At 69.2% G+C, this 14,096-nt stretch carries 14 protein-coding genes; 7 read left to right on the top strand and 7 right to left on the bottom strand.

The features are described 5' to 3' along the window. Window positions 1-198 precede the first annotated feature (198 nt). The 7 genes from OED52_RS02425 to OED52_RS02395 form a co-directional block, all read right to left on the bottom strand. Window positions 199-381: a YbdD/YjiX family protein gene (locus tag OED52_RS02425; RefSeq protein ID WP_413247706.1), complete on the bottom strand. Its 183-nt coding sequence runs from the start codon at window positions 379-381 to the stop codon at window positions 199-201. Next, window positions 378-2,684, bottom strand: a complete 2,307-nt coding sequence (locus tag OED52_RS02420; RefSeq protein WP_264153116.1) for a carbon starvation CstA family protein — start codon at window positions 2,682-2,684, stop codon at window positions 378-380. Before OED52_RS02420 ends, OED52_RS02425 begins: the two co-directional genes overlap by 4 nt. A 116-nt stretch (window positions 2,685-2,800) precedes the next feature. Next, entirely contained in the window at window positions 2,801-3,070 is a 270-nt protein-coding gene (locus OED52_RS02415) for a DUF2277 domain-containing protein (RefSeq protein WP_264153115.1), read from the bottom strand. A gap of 121 nt (window positions 3,071-3,191) precedes the next feature. Further along, entirely contained in the window at window positions 3,192-4,340 is a 1,149-nt protein-coding gene (locus OED52_RS02410; RefSeq protein ID WP_264153114.1) for an acetyl-CoA C-acetyltransferase, read from the bottom strand. A gap of 9 nt (window positions 4,341-4,349) precedes the next feature. Continuing rightward, window positions 4,350-4,961: a TetR/AcrR family transcriptional regulator gene (locus tag OED52_RS02405; protein WP_264153113.1), complete on the bottom strand. Its 612-nt coding sequence runs from the start codon at window positions 4,959-4,961 to the stop codon at window positions 4,350-4,352. A gap of 34 nt (window positions 4,962-4,995) precedes the next feature. Continuing rightward, on the bottom strand, window positions 4,996-5,811 hold the full coding sequence (locus tag OED52_RS02400) for an SDR family oxidoreductase (RefSeq protein WP_264153112.1): 816 nt from the start codon (window positions 5,809-5,811) through the stop codon (window positions 4,996-4,998). After that, the gene (locus OED52_RS02395) at window positions 5,808-7,016 is read right to left on the bottom strand and encodes an acyl-CoA dehydrogenase family protein (RefSeq protein ID WP_264153111.1); all 1,209 of its coding nucleotides are present in this window, start codon (window positions 7,014-7,016) and stop codon (window positions 5,808-5,810) included. Before OED52_RS02395 ends, OED52_RS02400 begins: the two co-directional genes overlap by 4 nt. A 44-nt stretch (window positions 7,017-7,060) precedes the next feature. Here OED52_RS02395 and OED52_RS02390 point away from each other — a divergent pair, with 44 nt between their 5' ends. From OED52_RS02390 to OED52_RS02360, 7 genes are all read left to right on the top strand, one after another. Continuing rightward, the gene (locus tag OED52_RS02390; RefSeq protein WP_264153110.1) at window positions 7,061-8,608 is read left to right on the top strand and encodes a FadD3 family acyl-CoA ligase; all 1,548 of its coding nucleotides are present in this window, start codon (window positions 7,061-7,063) and stop codon (window positions 8,606-8,608) included. Continuing rightward, window positions 8,605-9,474 (top strand): enoyl-CoA hydratase, encoded by an 870-nt coding sequence (locus tag OED52_RS02385; protein ID WP_264153109.1) that lies wholly within the window; start codon window positions 8,605-8,607, stop codon window positions 9,472-9,474. The genes OED52_RS02390 and OED52_RS02385 overlap by 4 nt, the downstream gene beginning before the upstream one ends. Next, entirely contained in the window at window positions 9,474-10,634 is a 1,161-nt protein-coding gene (locus tag OED52_RS02380; protein WP_264153108.1) for an acyl-CoA dehydrogenase family protein, read from the top strand. Before OED52_RS02385 ends, OED52_RS02380 begins: the two co-directional genes overlap by 1 nt. Next, window positions 10,631-11,602, top strand: coding sequence for an acyl-CoA dehydrogenase family protein (locus tag OED52_RS02375; RefSeq protein ID WP_264153107.1), 972 nt, complete (start codon window positions 10,631-10,633; stop codon window positions 11,600-11,602). The genes OED52_RS02380 and OED52_RS02375 overlap by 4 nt, the downstream gene beginning before the upstream one ends. After that, a complete protein-coding gene (locus OED52_RS02370) occupies window positions 11,599-12,648 on the top strand; it encodes an acyl-CoA dehydrogenase family protein (protein WP_264153106.1) in 1,050 nt (349 codons plus the stop codon). The genes OED52_RS02375 and OED52_RS02370 overlap by 4 nt, the downstream gene beginning before the upstream one ends. A gap of 38 nt (window positions 12,649-12,686) precedes the next feature. Then, window positions 12,687-13,088: a hypothetical protein gene (locus OED52_RS02365; protein ID WP_264153105.1), complete on the top strand. Its 402-nt coding sequence runs from the start codon at window positions 12,687-12,689 to the stop codon at window positions 13,086-13,088. A gap of 84 nt (window positions 13,089-13,172) precedes the next feature. Further along, window positions 13,173-14,048 (top strand): aldo/keto reductase, encoded by an 876-nt coding sequence (locus tag OED52_RS02360; protein ID WP_264153104.1) that lies wholly within the window; start codon window positions 13,173-13,175, stop codon window positions 14,046-14,048. Window positions 14,049-14,096 lie beyond the last annotated feature (48 nt).

Here is a 14,096-nt window from a genome sequence, read left to right as displayed (position 1 = left end):
GTGACCATCGGCTGGTACGACGCGATCGTCCCCTTCTACCACGAGCGGCCCGTCGCGATCCGCGGCGAGCAGTTCCCGGCACGCCTGCTCGCAGCGGTGGCAGGGCGGGGTCGATGCGGCCGAGGTCCTGCGGGCAGCTCTCGAGCCTGCGGGCGGTGCATCCGGATCTCCTTCTCGGTTCGGTACCGGCGGCCGGTGTCAGCAACACCGGCTGCCGGGATTCGTCTCCGCCGCGGCGTGCCGCTCCCGCCAGTAGTCGCGTTCGCTGAGCGGCGGGTGGTCGGGATGCAGCCGGCGGTGCACCTCGACGTAACGCGCGTAGTCGTGGTCGCCCATCAGCGCCCCGACCCACCACCACGCGCGGCGCAGCACCGCCTTCACGACAGGTCCTCCTCCCGATGCTCGACGAGGGCGTGCGCGGCGCCCGGTGCGCGGACCTTGCCCGACGCGATCAGTTCGTCCCACTGCTGCTGCAGTTCCCGTTCCACCGGGGTGGGCACGAAACCGGCCGGAGCGAAGATCTTCGACGGCACCGCCGGGGTCTCGGTGGTGGGCATGCCTCCGGCGCGGATCGATCTGATGCACACCATCACCCCGGTCACGAAGACGATCAGGACGAGACCGGCGAACACGATCGACAGCGTGCCCTGGATGAAGGTGTTGCGGATGACGGCGTCGATCTCGTCGGGGGTCTTCGCCGACCCGAAGGTCGTCGCGCCGGAGTTCTTCGCGTCGACGAAGGCACGGTGCTGCGCCCAGTAACCGACCGCGCGGTCGCCGGAGAAGATCTTCTGCCAGGACGCCGTCATCGTGACGGTCAGATCCCACAGCAGCGGCACGCCGGGGATCCAGGCCCACTTCACCAGTCCCTTCTTGACGACGATCGTGAGCACGACGGTCAGGGCGATCGCCGCGAGCAACTGGTTGGCGATGCCGAACAGCGGGAACAGGGTGTTGATGCCGCCCAGCGGATCGGTCACTCCCATCAGCAGGATCCCGCCCCACGCGGCGACCACGACGAGCGAGCAGAACCAGGCACCCGGGCGCCAGGACGGATCCTTGAAGCGCTGCGCGGGTCCGCCGAGGTTGCCGAGCGAGTCCGAGAGCATGAACCGGGCGACGCGCGTGCCGGCGTCGACGGTGGTGAGGATGAACAGCGCCTCGAACATGATCGCGAAGTGGTACCAGAACGACTTGAGACTGTCGCCACCGAACAGGTCGCTGAGCACCTGTGACATGCCGAACGCCAGGGTCGGGGCGCCACCGGTGCGGGAGATGATCGACTCCTCCCCCACCCCCTCCGCGGCGGCGGCGATCTGTTCCGGCGTGATGTCCGGTGAGCCGAGACCGAGTCCGTTGACGTAGGCGGCGGCGGTCTCGGGGGTGCCGCCGGTGAGGGCGGCCGGTGCGTTGAGCGTGAAGTACAGGTGCTGGTCGATGATGCACGCGGTGACCAGCGCCATGATCGCGACGAACGACTCGGTGAGCATGCCTCCGTAGCCGATGAGCCGGATCTGCTTCTCCTTCTCGATCAGCTTCGGGGTGGTGCCCGAGGAGATCAGCGCGTGAAAGCCGGAGAGGGCGCCGCACGCGATGGTGATGAACAGGAACGGGAACAGCGAGCCGGCGAAGGCCGGGCCGTTGCCCTCGATCGCGAAGGAGGTGACGTCGGGCATCTCCAGGACGGGACGCGCGACGAGGATGCCGATGGCCAGCAACGCGATGGTGCCGACCTTCATGAAGGTCGACAGATAGTCGCGCGGGGCGAGCAGCAGCCATACCGGCAGCACCGACGCGGCGAAACCGTAGGCGATCATCAGCCACGAGATCGTCACCGGCGACAGCGTGAACCAGTCGGCACCCCAATCGGTCTCGGCGACCCATCCACCGGCGACGATCGCGGTGACCAGCAGGACCACACCGATGAGCGAGACCTCCGCGACCTTGCCGGGACGCAGGTACCGGAGATAGACACCCATGAACAGGGCGATGGGGATCGTCATCGCGATGGAGAACAGGCCCCACGGGCTCTCGGCGAGCGCGTTCACGACCACCAGCGCCAGCACCGCGATGAGGATGATCATGATGACGAGCACCGCGATGATCGCGGCGACACCGCCGATGGGCCCGAGTTCCTCGCGGGCCATCTGACCCAGGCTGCGGCCGCGGCGGCGCGAGGAGATCCACAGGACGAGGAAGTCCTGGACCGCACCGGCGAAGACGACGCCGACGACGATCCAGATCGTGCCGGGCAGATAACCCATCTGGGCGGCGAGGACCGGGCCGACGAGTGGGCCGGCACCCGCGATGGCGGCGAAGTGGTGGCCGAACAGGACGCGGCGGTCCGTCGGCATGTAGTCCTTGCCGTTCTCGAGTTCCTCCGCGGGGGTCGCCCTGTCGTCGCGGGGCTGCACGATCTTGCGTTCGATGAATTTCGCGTAGAGGCGATAACCCACGAGGTAGGTGCACACGGCGGCGATGACGAACCAGACCGCGTTGATCTCCTCGCCGCGCACCAGCGCGATCATCGCCCACGCGACCGCGCCGAGGACGGCGAGCACCACGAGGACGATGCGCGCCGTCGGCGACATGGGGGTCCGGTCGACGACGCCGACGGGCGGCAGGCCGGGATCGGTCCGGAGGTACTCGACCTCGTTGTTCTGCGGCGCCGGGTCAACGGCCATCTCGGCTCCTCACCAGCTCGCCGCGGGTCCGCGGTGGTCGCGACGGGCCTCGAACGTGCTCGAATCTCGACCAGCGTCACGCTACCCGCGCGCGTCGGTGGAGGAACCGGAATCGATCATCCGCGCGCTGCGATCCTGGCCTGCACCTCGGGCCGGCGCAGCGGCGGCACCGTCGGCGGTGGCTGTCGGCGGTCGGGAAGCGCCGCGAGCAGTCTCGCGGTCGTCGCGGCGACCTCGGCGACGGCCTGTTCGAAGGGTTCCCGGGTGGCGTCGGAGAGTTTGTGGATCCCGCTGACCTTGCGGACGTACTGGCGGGCGGCCGCCTCGATCTCCTCGTCGGTCGCTGCCGGTTCGAGTCCGCGCAGCTCCGTGATGTTCCGGCACATATCCCGAGGGTAGGCCGACGCAGAAGGTCCACAACCCCGATTACGGGTTCACAACCCCTGCGGTCGTCCTTGGGGGTTGTGAACCTTGCTTCCGGGTTGTGGACCTCCGATGCCCCGAGGCTCAGACGCGTTCGATGATGGTCACGTTCGCGGTGCCGCCACCCTCGCAGATGGTGAGCAGACCGTAGCGGCCGCCGGTGCGCTCGAGCTCGTTGAGCAGCGTCGCCATCAGCTTGGTGCCGGTCGCGCCGAGCGGGTGACCGAGGGCGATCGCGCCGCCGTTGACGTTGACCTTCGACGGGTCGGCGCCGATCTCCTTGATCCAGGCGAGCACGACGGGCGCGAAGGCCTCGTTGATCTCGATGAGGTCGATGTCGTCGATCGTCAGACCGGCCTTCTCGAGGGCGTACTGCGTGGCCGGGATCGGGGCGGTGAGCATGTAGATCGGGTCGTCGCCGCGGGCGCTGAGGTGGTGGATGCGCGCGCGAGGCTTCAGGCCGTACTTCTTCACGGCCTCGTCCGAGGCGAGCAGCACCGCGGAGGCACCGTCGGAGATCTGGCTGGCGACGGCGGCGGTGAGACGACCTCCCTCGACGAGCGACTGCAGCGACGCCATCTTCTCGAGGCTGGTCTCGCGCGGGCCCTCGTCGACGGTGGAGTCGCCGAGCGGGACGATCTCGTTGTCGAAGCGACCCTCGGCGATGGCCGCCTTGGCGCGCTCGTGGCTCTGCAGCGCCCACTTCTCGAGTTCCTCGCGGCTGAGGTCCCACTTCTCGGCGATCATCTCGGCGCCCTTGAACTGCGAGACCTCGTCGTCACCGTAGCGCTCGGTCCACCCCTTCGAGCCACCGAAGGGGGTGTCGAAACCGTACTGTTGTCCGACGATCATGGCCGCGGAGATCGGGATCTGCGACATGTTCTGCACGCCGCCGGCGATGATCAGGTCGGCCGTGTCGCTCAGGATCGCCTGGGCACCGAAGTGCAGGGCCTGCTGGCTCGACCCGCACTGCCGGTCGACGGTCACGCCGGGCACGTGCTGCGGGTAACCGGCGGCGAGCCACGACGTGCGGGCGATGTTGCCGGCCTGACCGCCGATCGCGTCGACACAGCCGAAGACCACGTCGTCGACGTCGGCGGGGTCGATGCCCGTGCGCTCGACGACGGCCTTGATGACGTGCGCGCCGAGATCGGCGGGGTGCACGCCGGACAGGCCGCCGTTCTTCTTGCCGATCGGGGTGCGCACCGCGTCGACGATGTAGGCCTCGGTCATTGCTGCTCCTTAGGTGGAATTCTGGTTCGACAGTCCGTCGAGAACGATGGAGAGGTACTGCTGCGCAACCTGTTCGATGTCGAGCGGGCCCCCGGGTCGGTACCAGCGCACCGCGACCCACACGGTGTCGCGCAGGAAACGGAAGACGAGTTCGACGTCGAGGTCGGAGCGGAACGAACCGTCGGCGATGCCGCGTTCGATCACCCCCACCCACAGGTCGCGGAACTCGGTGTTGAGTTCGCCGATGTACGCGAAGCGTTCACCGGATAGATGCTTGGTCTCGGCCTGGTAGATGGCCACCGCGGCGTGCGACCGGTCGATCGCCTCGTAGGAGGTGGTGACGAGTGCCGCGAGGGTGTCGCGGGACGGCAGCCCGGACGCGACGATCTTGCGGTAGCGGTCGAACAGGTCGTCGAGGAAGCCGCGCAGGATCTCGTCGACCATCGACTCCTTCGAGTCGAAGTGGTGGTAGAGGCTGCCGGAGAGGATGCCCGCCGCATCGGCGATGTCGCGCACGGTCGTGGCCCGCACGCCGCGCGACGCGAACAGGTCGGCTGCGATGTCGAGCAGTTCCGCGCGGCGTCCGGACTTACTGGTGGTGTCGTCGCGAGATGGAGTCATGGCTGACATCCTTCCAAGGCGCCGTGAGGCACCGTCACGCCCGCTGGGAGGAGATCGACACGATCTCTCCGGTCATGTAGGTGGTGTAGTCGCTGGCGAGCATCGCGATGGTCGCGGCGACCTCCCAGACCTCCGCGGCCCGGCCGTAGGCCTCACCGGCGGCGAGATTGTCGAGCAGTTCCTCGCTGGTGACCTTGGCGAGGAAGGGGTGCCGGGCGATGGACGGGGCGACGGCGTTGATGCGCACTCCGTACTCCGCGGCCTCGATGGCCGAGCAGCGGGTCAGCGCCATGACGCCGGCCTTCGCGGCCGCGTAGTGGGCCTGCGAGTGCTGGGCGCGCCAGCCGAGCACCGACGCGTTGTTGACGATCACGCCGTTGTGCTCGACCGAGCGGAAGTAGCGCAGCGCGGCGCGGGTCGCGCGGAAGGTGCTGTTCAGCGTGATGTCGAGGACGCGGTCCCATTCCTCGTCGGTCATGTCGACCACGGGGGTCTCCCCGCCGAGGCCGGCGTTGTTGACGAGCACGTCGATGCGTCCGAGCTGCTCGGCGGCGCCGGCGACGAGGGCGTCGACCTGTTCGGTGGACGACACGTCGCACACGATCGACGCGACCTTCTGTTCCGGGAACTCCGCGGCGAGCTTCTCCGCGGACTCGCCGAGGCGGCGTTCGTGGTAGTCGGAGACGAGCACGTCGGCGCCCTCGAGCAGGGCGCGGCGGGCGGTGGAGAAACCGATGCCGGTCCCCGCCGCCGCGGTGACCACGACCTTCTTGTCGCGGAGCAGGCCGTGGCCGGGGGTCTCGATCGGCGGGGTCGCGAGCGGGGAAACGGGGCGGGTCGAAGTGGTCACGGACGTGCCTCCCGGGGAAGGCCGAGCACGCGCTCGGCAATGATGTTGCGTTGGATCTCGTTGGATCCGCCGTAGATGGTGTCGGCGCGGGTGAACAGGAACAGCCGCTGCCATTCGGCGAGTTCGAGGTGTTCGGGATCGGTGATGTCGGAGGGATTTCCGGCGTGGTCGTGGTCGGGCCCGACGAGCGAGGCCGCGCCCTGGACCTCCATGGCGAGCTGCCCGAGATCGCGGTGCCAGTTGGCCCACAGCAGTTTCGCGACCGAGGCCTGGCCGGGGTCGGCGTCGCCGAGGGTGCGCAGCGCGTGGGCGCGCATGACGCGCAGGCCGATCCGGGCGCGGGCGATGCGTTCGCGGATGTGCGGGTCGTCGAACGCGCCGTTGCTGCGAGCGAGGTCGACGACGCCGTCGAGTTCGCGGGCGAACCCGATCTGCTGACCGAGGGTGGACACGCCGCGTTCGAAGGTCAGCAGGCCCATGGCGACCTTCCAGCCGTCGCCGGGGGCTCCGACGACGAGGTCGGCGTCGGTGACGGCGTCGTCGAAGAAGACCTCGTTGAACTCGGAGGTGCCGGTGAGCTGCTGGATGGGCCGCACCGTCACGCCGGGCTGGTCGAGCGGGACGAGCAGGAAGCTCAGTCCGTGGTGGCGGGTGGAGCCCGGTTCGGTGCGAGCAACCACGAACGCCCACTGCGCGACGTGGGCGAGCGACGTCCAGACCTTCTGGCCGTTGATCACCCACTTGTCGCCGACGAGGCGGGCGGTGGTGGAGACGTTGGCGAGGTCGGAACCGGCGCCCGGCTCCGAGTAGCCCTGTGCCCACAGCTCGGTGACGTTGCGGATCCCCGGCAGGAAACGCTTCTTCTGCTCCTCGGTCCCGAAGGCGATGAGGGTGGGGCCGAGCAGTTCCTCGCCGAGGTGGTTGACGCGCGCGGGCGCGTTCGCCTTGGCGTACTCCTCGTGGAAGATGATGCGCTGACTCATGGTGGCACCGCGGCCGCCGTATTCGGTGGGCCAGCCGATGCAGGTCCAGCCGGAGGCGGCCAGATGGCGGTCCCACGCGAGCCGCTGCTCGAAGAACTCGTGTTCGCTCCCCGGGCCGCCCTTACCTCTGAGCTCGGCGAATTCGCCGGTCAGGTTGTCTTCCAACCACTGACGGACGGTGGCTGCGAACTCTGTGTCGTTCAGGCTCTCGCTCTCGTGCACATCCGTACGATAACCTACCAAGCAATTGCTAGGTAGGGAGCTCTGTGAACACACGACCGAGAACCACACCGGCCGCACTCGCACGTGCCGCCGACACCTGGCCGGACCTGCTCGCGATCGCCGACGGCGACACCCGGCTGACCTTCGCACAACTCCGCGACCACGTCCGCGATTTCGCCGCGGCACTCGTCGCGCGCGGTCTCGACCGTGGGGCACGCGTCGTCGTCTGGTCGCCCAACACCTTCCACTGGGTGATCGCCGCCCTCGGCACGCACTGGGCCGGCGGCGTCGTCGTCCCCCTCAACACCCGCTACACCGGCAGCGAGGCCGCCGACGTCGTCGAGCGCGTCCACCCCGACGCCCTCGTCGTGGTCGGTGAGTTCCTCGGCGCCGACCGCTACGCCGAGCTGCGCAAGGTGGCCCCGGAACTGCCGGTGAAGACGGTCGTGCGGGTCCCGGCGGGCGGGAACGACCCGGCCGTCGAGGGTGTCACCGACTGGGCGGACTTCCTGGTCTCGGCCGGCGACGCCGATCGCGCCGAAGCGGACGCCCGGGCCGCCGCCGTCGCACCCGACGACGTCTCCGACATCCTGTTCACCTCCGGCACCACCGGGCGGAGCAAGGGCGTGCTCAGCGCGCACCGCCAGTGCATCGGGGTGGCGCAGGCGTGGGGCGAGTGCGCGGAACTGACCCCCGACGACAACTATCTGATCATCAACCCGTTCTTCCACAGCTTCGGCTACAAGGCGGGTTTCGTCGCCGCGTTCCTGTTCGGTGCCACCGTGGTCCCGCTCGCGACCTTCGACGTGGAGAAGGTCATGGCGATGGTCGCGGCCGAACGCGTCAGCGTGCTGCCGGGCGCCCCGACGATCTACCAGTCGATCCTCGACCACCCGCGCCGCGGCGACTACGACCTGAGCAATCTGCGCATCGCCGTCACCGGTGCCGCGCCCGTGCCCGTCTCCCTCGTCGAGCGCATGCAGAACGAACTGGACTTCGACGCGGTGCTCACCGCCTACGGGCAGACCGAGGCGGTCGTCGCGACGATGTGCCGCACCGACGACGATCCCGTCACCGTGTCCACCTCGTCCGGTCGCGCCACCGCCGACTTCGAGGTACGGATCGGAGACAGGGGTGAGGTCCTGCTGCGCGGCCCCAACGTCATGCTCGGCTATCTCGATGATCCCGAGGCCACCGCCAAGGCGATCGACGAGGACGGCTGGCTGCACACCGGCGACGTCGGAACCCTCGACGAGCGCGGCTATCTCGACATCACCGACCGGCTCAAGGACATGTACATCAGCGGTGGGTTCAACGTCTATCCCGCCGAGATCGAGGCCGCCCTGCTGCGGTTGCCGGGGGTGCACGAGGTCGCGGTGATCGGTGTCCCCGACGAGCGCATGGGCGAGGTGGGGCGCGCCTACGTCGTCCCCCTCGAGGGCCACCCGCTCACCGAGGACGAGGTGATCACGTTCGCGAAGGAGAAACTCGCCAACTTCAAGGTGCCGCGCTCGGTCCGGTTCGTCGACGCGCTGCCCCGAAACCCGTCCGGCAAGGTACTGAAGAACGTTCTGCGTGAGGAGAAGTCATGACCGTCCCGTTCGAACCCGACGTCGTCACCTACGAGGTGCGCGACGGCGTCGCGATCGTCACCCTCAACCGACCGGATTACCGCAACGCCCAGAACTCGGTCATGACCTACGCCCTCGACGCGGCCTTCGAGCGGGCGGTGGAGGACGACGAGGTCAAGGTGATCGTGCTGGCCGGCAACGGCAAGCACTTCTCCGCGGGCCACGATCTGGGCACCCCCGGCCGCGACCACCACGTCCACTACGAGAACAAGGCCGTGATGTGGTGGGACCACATCGACAAGCCGGGCGGCGACCAGCGGTACGCCCGTGAGATGGAGGTGTATCTGGGGATGTGCCGTCGCTGGCGCGAGATCCCCAAGCCCACCATCGCGTCGGTGCAGGGAGCCTGCATCGCCGGCGGCCTGATGCTGGCCTGGGTGTGCGACCTGATCGTGGCCTCCGAGGACGCCTTCTTCTCCGATCCCGTGGTGCGCATGGGCATTCCGGGTGTCGAGTACTTCGCACACCCGTGGGTTCTCGGTACGCGCTTCGCGAAGGAGATCCTCTACACCGGTGACCGTTTCACCGCGCAGCGCGCCTACGAGGTGGGCATGGTCAACCGGGTGGTGCCGCGCGAGAAGCTCGAGGAGGAGACCCTGTCGCTGGCCGCGCGCATCGCGGAGATGCCGCGCTTCGGTCTCGCCCTCACCAAGCGGGCCGTGAACCAGTGCGAGGACCAGATGGGCATGCGCAACGGCATGGATTCGGTGTTCGGTCTGCACCACTTCGCGCACGCCCACAACGCCGAGGTGGGTACCGACTCGCTGGGCGGCATGAATGCCAAGTCGATGGCTGCGAGCGCCCGTCCGGTGGAAGGAGCGAAGTAGTGGATCTGCAGCTCGACGACGCCACCCTCGCGTTCCGCGACGAGGTGCGTGCCTTCCTCGCCGAGAACGTGCCGAGGACCCCGCTGAAGTCGATGGACACCCCCGAGGGCTTCGAGGAGCACCGTCAGTGGGAACGAACCCTCGCCGACGCCCGCCTGTCGGTGGTCTCGTGGCCCGAGGAGTTCGGCGGCCGCAACGCGACCCTCGAGCAGTGGGTCGTCTTCGAGGAGGAGTACTACCGCGCCGGTGCGCCCGGCCGGGTGAGCCAGAACGGCATCTTCCTGCTCGCCCCCACCCTGTTCGAGCACGCCCACCCGGAGCAGCTCGCCCGCATCATGCCGCGCATGGCCCGCGCCGACGACATCTGGGCGCAGGCCTGGTCGGAACCCGAGTCCGGATCCGACCTCGCGTCGCTGCGCTCGACCGCGAAGAAGGTCGACGGCGGCTGGCTGCTCAACGGCCAGAAGACGTGGAGCTCGCGCGCGTCCTACGCCGACATGGGCTTCGGTCTGTTCCGCTCCGATCCGGAGGCCGAGCGGCACAAGGGCATCACCTACTTCATGTTCGACCTGCGGGCCGAAGGCGTCACCGTGCGGCCCATCCCGCAGCTCGACGGCGAACCGGGCTTCGCGGAGATCTTCCTCGAGGACGTGTTCGTACCCGACGATCCCGGGAATCCGGGTGAGTCGGCCGTGATCGGTGCGGTGAACCAGGGCTGGCGGGTCGCGATGAGCACCGCCTCCAACGAGCGCGGTCTGTCGCTGCGCTCCCCCGGCCGCTTCCTGGCCACCGCCGACCGACTGCTCGGCGCCTACCGCGAGTCCGACCGGTACGGCGACACCGCTGTGCGCAACCGCGTCGCCGACGCGTGGATCGGCGCCCGCGCATACGAGCTGTCGACCTGGGCGACCGTCACCCGCCTGGCCGCCGGCGGGCAGCTGGGCGCCGAGTCGTCGATCAACAAGGTGTTCTGGTCGGAATGGGACATCGCCGCCCACGAGACCGCGCTGGACCTGCAGGGTCCGGATGCCGAGCTGACCGATCGCTGGACCGACGGCTACCTGTTCTCGCTGTCGGGCCCGATCTACGCCGGTACCAACGAAATCCAGAAGAACGTCATCGCCGAGCGGCTGCTCGGCCTCCCGAGGGGTGATCGATGAGATTCGCACTCGACGAGTCCCACGAGGACTTCGCGTCCAGTATCGACGCCCTGCTGACGAAGGCGGACATGCCCGCCGTGATCCGCGCCTGGAACGGCGGGGACACCGCACCGGGTGTGCAGGTGTGGCAGCGGCTCGCCGAGACCGGCGTCAACGGTCTGCTCGTCCCGGAGGACCACGACGGTCTCGGTGCCGACGCCGTCGACCTCGTCGTCGCCATCGAGCAGCTCGGCCGGCACGCGGTTCCCGGACCGGTGGTCGAAACCGTCGCGGTGGCACCGGTTCTGCTCGCCACTGTCGCACCGGAGCGGCTCGGTCCGGTGGCGGCGGGATCACTCGCGACCGTGGCGCTGCTCCCCCACGTGCCGTACGCGGTCGACGCACACGTCGCCGATCTGGTGCTGCACGCCGTCGACGGCACCGTCTCGCTGGGTACCGTCGGCGAGGTCCGCGAGTCGGTGGACCGGTCACGCAGGCTCACCTCACTGACCCCGGGCGAGACGCTCGGATCCGTGGACACCGCAGCGGCTTTCGACATCGGTGTCCTCGCGGCCGCCGCCCAGCTCCAGGGTCTGGGCCGCACACTGCTCGACACCACCGTCGAGTACGCGCAGCAGCGCAAGCAGTTCGGCCGGGCGATCGGCTCGTTCCAGGCGGTAAAGCACCACCTCGCGGAGGTGGCGGTCGCGCTGGAGATGGCCCGGCCTCTGCTGCACGGTGCCGCCATCGCGGTCCGCGACGGGCTGCCCACGGCGTCGCGGGACGTCTCGGCGGCGAAGGTCGCGTGCGGCGACGCCGCCTATCTCGCCGCGCGCACCGCACTGCAGGTGCACGGTGCCATCGGCTACACCCAGGAATGCGATCTGTCGCTGTGGATCACCAAGGTCCGCGCACTCGTCACCGCGTGGGGCACCCCCGACGAGCACCGGGCCCGGGTGGTCGCAGCTCTCGAGAGCGAGGCATCGTGACGTTCGAGACCGAGGAACGCGCCGCTCTGCGCGAGTCGGTGCACACCCTGCTGGCCAAGCACGCCGATTCGTCGGCGGTCCGGGCCGCGACCACCACGGAGCACGGCTACGACCCCGAGTTGTGGACCCTGCTCGTCGAGCAGGTGGGTGTGGCGGCGCTGGCGATCCCCGAGGAGTACGACGGCGTGGGGGCGAGCCCGGTCGAGAGTCATGTCGTACTCGAGGAACTCGGCCGCACCCTGGCGCCGACGCCCTTCCTCGGGTCGGCGGTGCTCGCGGCGCAGGCCCTGCTGCTGTCCGGCGACACCGCCGCGTGCGCCCGGTGGCTGCCCCGCATCGCCGCCGGGGAGATCGTCGCGCTGGGCTGGGCCGGTGAGTCCGGATGGGAGACACCGGGCGTGACCGCGGACGGGGACACACTGACGGGCACGGCACACTACGTGCTCGGCGGCGACGTGGCCGTCGGTCTGCTCGTCCTCGCGCGGGACGGTGAGGATGTGGCCCTGTTCGAGGTGGATCCGGACACCGAAGGGGTCACCCGGCGTCGCGTGCCGACGATGGATCCGACCCGCACGCTCGCCGAGGTGTCGCTGTCGTCGGTGGCCGGCCGTCGGCTCTCGGCTCCGGACGATCTGGTCGAGAGACTGCGGACGTTCGCGTTCGTCGCGGTGTCGGCCGAGCAGGTCGGCGCCGCGCAGGCGGCGCTGGACCTGACGGTGGAGTACGCGAAGAACCGCAAGCAGTTCGGTCGCGTGATCGGCTCGTTCCAGGCACTCAAGCACCGCATGGCGGACATGTACGCGCTGGTGGAGACCGCCCGGTCGATGTCCTACGCGGCGGCGCTGTCGCAGGACCCGCAGGACGCCTACGCTGCGAAGATCTACTGCTCGGAGGCGTTCGAGCAGGTCGCCGCGGAGACCGTCCAGCTCCACGGCGGGATCGCGATCACCTGGGAGCACGACGCCCACCTGTACTTCAAGCGGGCGCACGGCACGGCACGGTTGTTCGGGCAACCTCACGAATATCTGGGCGCGGTGTCCGTCTGAGCAATATCGTCGGCGGCGAACCCTGCGGAAGGAGACACATGAGAATCCGATACGCGGGTGCCGCCGCCGTCCTCTCCGCCGCTGCAATCGCCCTGGCCACACCGGGTGTGGCCGGGGCCGCACCGACCGCGGAGGTCGTCCCGGGGCGCGCCCGGATCATGGTGACCGTGTACGGGCTGCCGGTCGGTGCGGAGAACTGCAAGGTCGACCCAGATGCGGACGCGTACACCCGGAGCCTGCCGATGGATCCGTCGCGGACGAGGATCGTGCACTTCGTCCCCTCCGGCCCCCAGCGGGTCCTGGTGTGGTGCCCCGACGGCGGCACCGTCTACGACGGCGTCGTGGACGTCCTGCCCGCCGACCCGTGGGCCGACGCCGCCGACCTCGGGGCCCGCATCGCCGGGCACCTCGACCGCATCACCGACCCGACGCTGCGGTAGTGCGTCCGTCGCCGGTGGGCCGGGGAACGCCCGAAGGTCCGGGATTCCTCGCGCCCGCCGCGGCGGCTCGCTAACGTCGGAAGGATGACACCTCCCACGATCACGCTGAACTCCGGAACGACCATCCCGCAGCTGGGCCTGGGAGTCTGGCAGGCGACGAACGACGAGACCGAACGCGCGGTGCGGTACGCGATCGACGAGGCCGGCTACCGGCACATCGACACGGCCGCGGCCTACGGCAACGAGGAGGGTGTGGGCCGCGCGCTGGCCGCGTCGTCGGTGCCGCGCGAGGACGTCTTCGTCACCACGAAGCTGTGGAACGCCGACCAGGGTTACGAGCCGGCCCTGAAGGCCTTCGACACGAGCCTGGAGAAGCTGGGCACCGACTACGTCGACCTGTACCTGATCCATTGGCCGCTGCAGGACCGCGACCGGCTGCTGCGTACCTGGGATGCGCTCGAGAAGATCGCCGGGTCGGGGCGGGCGAAGGCGATCGGGGTGTGCAACTTCGAGCCGCACCATCTGCAGCTGCTCATCGATCGGGGCGGCATGCTGCCCGCGGTGGACCAGGTGGAGCTGCATCCGCACCTGCCGCAGCAGGAGATCCGCCGGTTCGCCTCCGAGCACGGCATCGCCGTCGAGTCGTGGAGCCCGCTCGGCGGTACCAGCAATTCGGGCTGGGGCCCGAACTCGAAGCCGAACACCCTGCTCGTCGACCCGATCGTCACGCGCATCGCCGACCGGCACAGCAAGTCGGCGGCGCAGGTGCTGATCCGCTGGCACCTGCAGAACGGGCTGATCGTGATCCCGAAGTCGGTGCACGAACAGCGCATCTCCCAGAACATCGACGTCTTCGACTTCGAGCTGGACGAGCTCGATCTCAGCGAACTCGACACGCTCGACGACGGCACCCGGGTGGGGATGCATCCGGACGAGATGAACATCGGCGCCCCCGCCTGATCCCTTCCCTCCGGAACTGGAACGTGTTCTCATTGTCGGGTACGCACG

The sequence above is a fragment of the Rhodococcus sp. Z13 genome, from assembly GCF_025837095.1.
In the GTDB taxonomy this organism is placed as follows: Bacteria; Actinomycetota; Actinomycetes; order Mycobacteriales; family Mycobacteriaceae; genus Rhodococcus; species Rhodococcus sacchari.
The sequence above is the reverse complement of the archived record's forward strand: the minus strand, read 5'-3'. Positions and strand labels throughout refer to the sequence as shown.

What these genes read in the sequence shown, in the direction of transcription:
- OED52_RS02420 (WP_264153116.1), bottom strand. Translation starts at nt 2,684, where the DNA reads ATGGCCGTTGACCCGGCGCCGCAGAACAACGAGGTCGAGTACCTCCGG.
- OED52_RS02415 (WP_264153115.1), bottom strand. Translation starts at nt 3,070, where the DNA reads ATGTGCCGGAACATCACGGAGCTGCGCGGACTCGAACCGGCAGCGACC.
- OED52_RS02410 (WP_264153114.1), bottom strand. Translation starts at nt 4,340, where the DNA reads ATGACCGAGGCCTACATCGTCGACGCGGTGCGCACCCCGATCGGCAAG.
- OED52_RS02405 (WP_264153113.1), bottom strand. Translation starts at nt 4,961, where the DNA reads ATGACTCCATCTCGCGACGACACCACCAGTAAGTCCGGACGCCGCGCG.
- OED52_RS02385 (WP_264153109.1), top strand. Translation starts at nt 8,605, where the DNA reads ATGACCGTCCCGTTCGAACCCGACGTCGTCACCTACGAGGTGCGCGAC.
- OED52_RS02375 (WP_264153107.1), top strand. Translation starts at nt 10,631, where the DNA reads ATGAGATTCGCACTCGACGAGTCCCACGAGGACTTCGCGTCCAGTATC.
- OED52_RS02365 (WP_264153105.1), top strand. Translation starts at nt 12,687, where the DNA reads ATGAGAATCCGATACGCGGGTGCCGCCGCCGTCCTCTCCGCCGCTGCA.
- OED52_RS02360 (WP_264153104.1), top strand. Translation starts at nt 13,173, where the DNA reads ATGACACCTCCCACGATCACGCTGAACTCCGGAACGACCATCCCGCAG.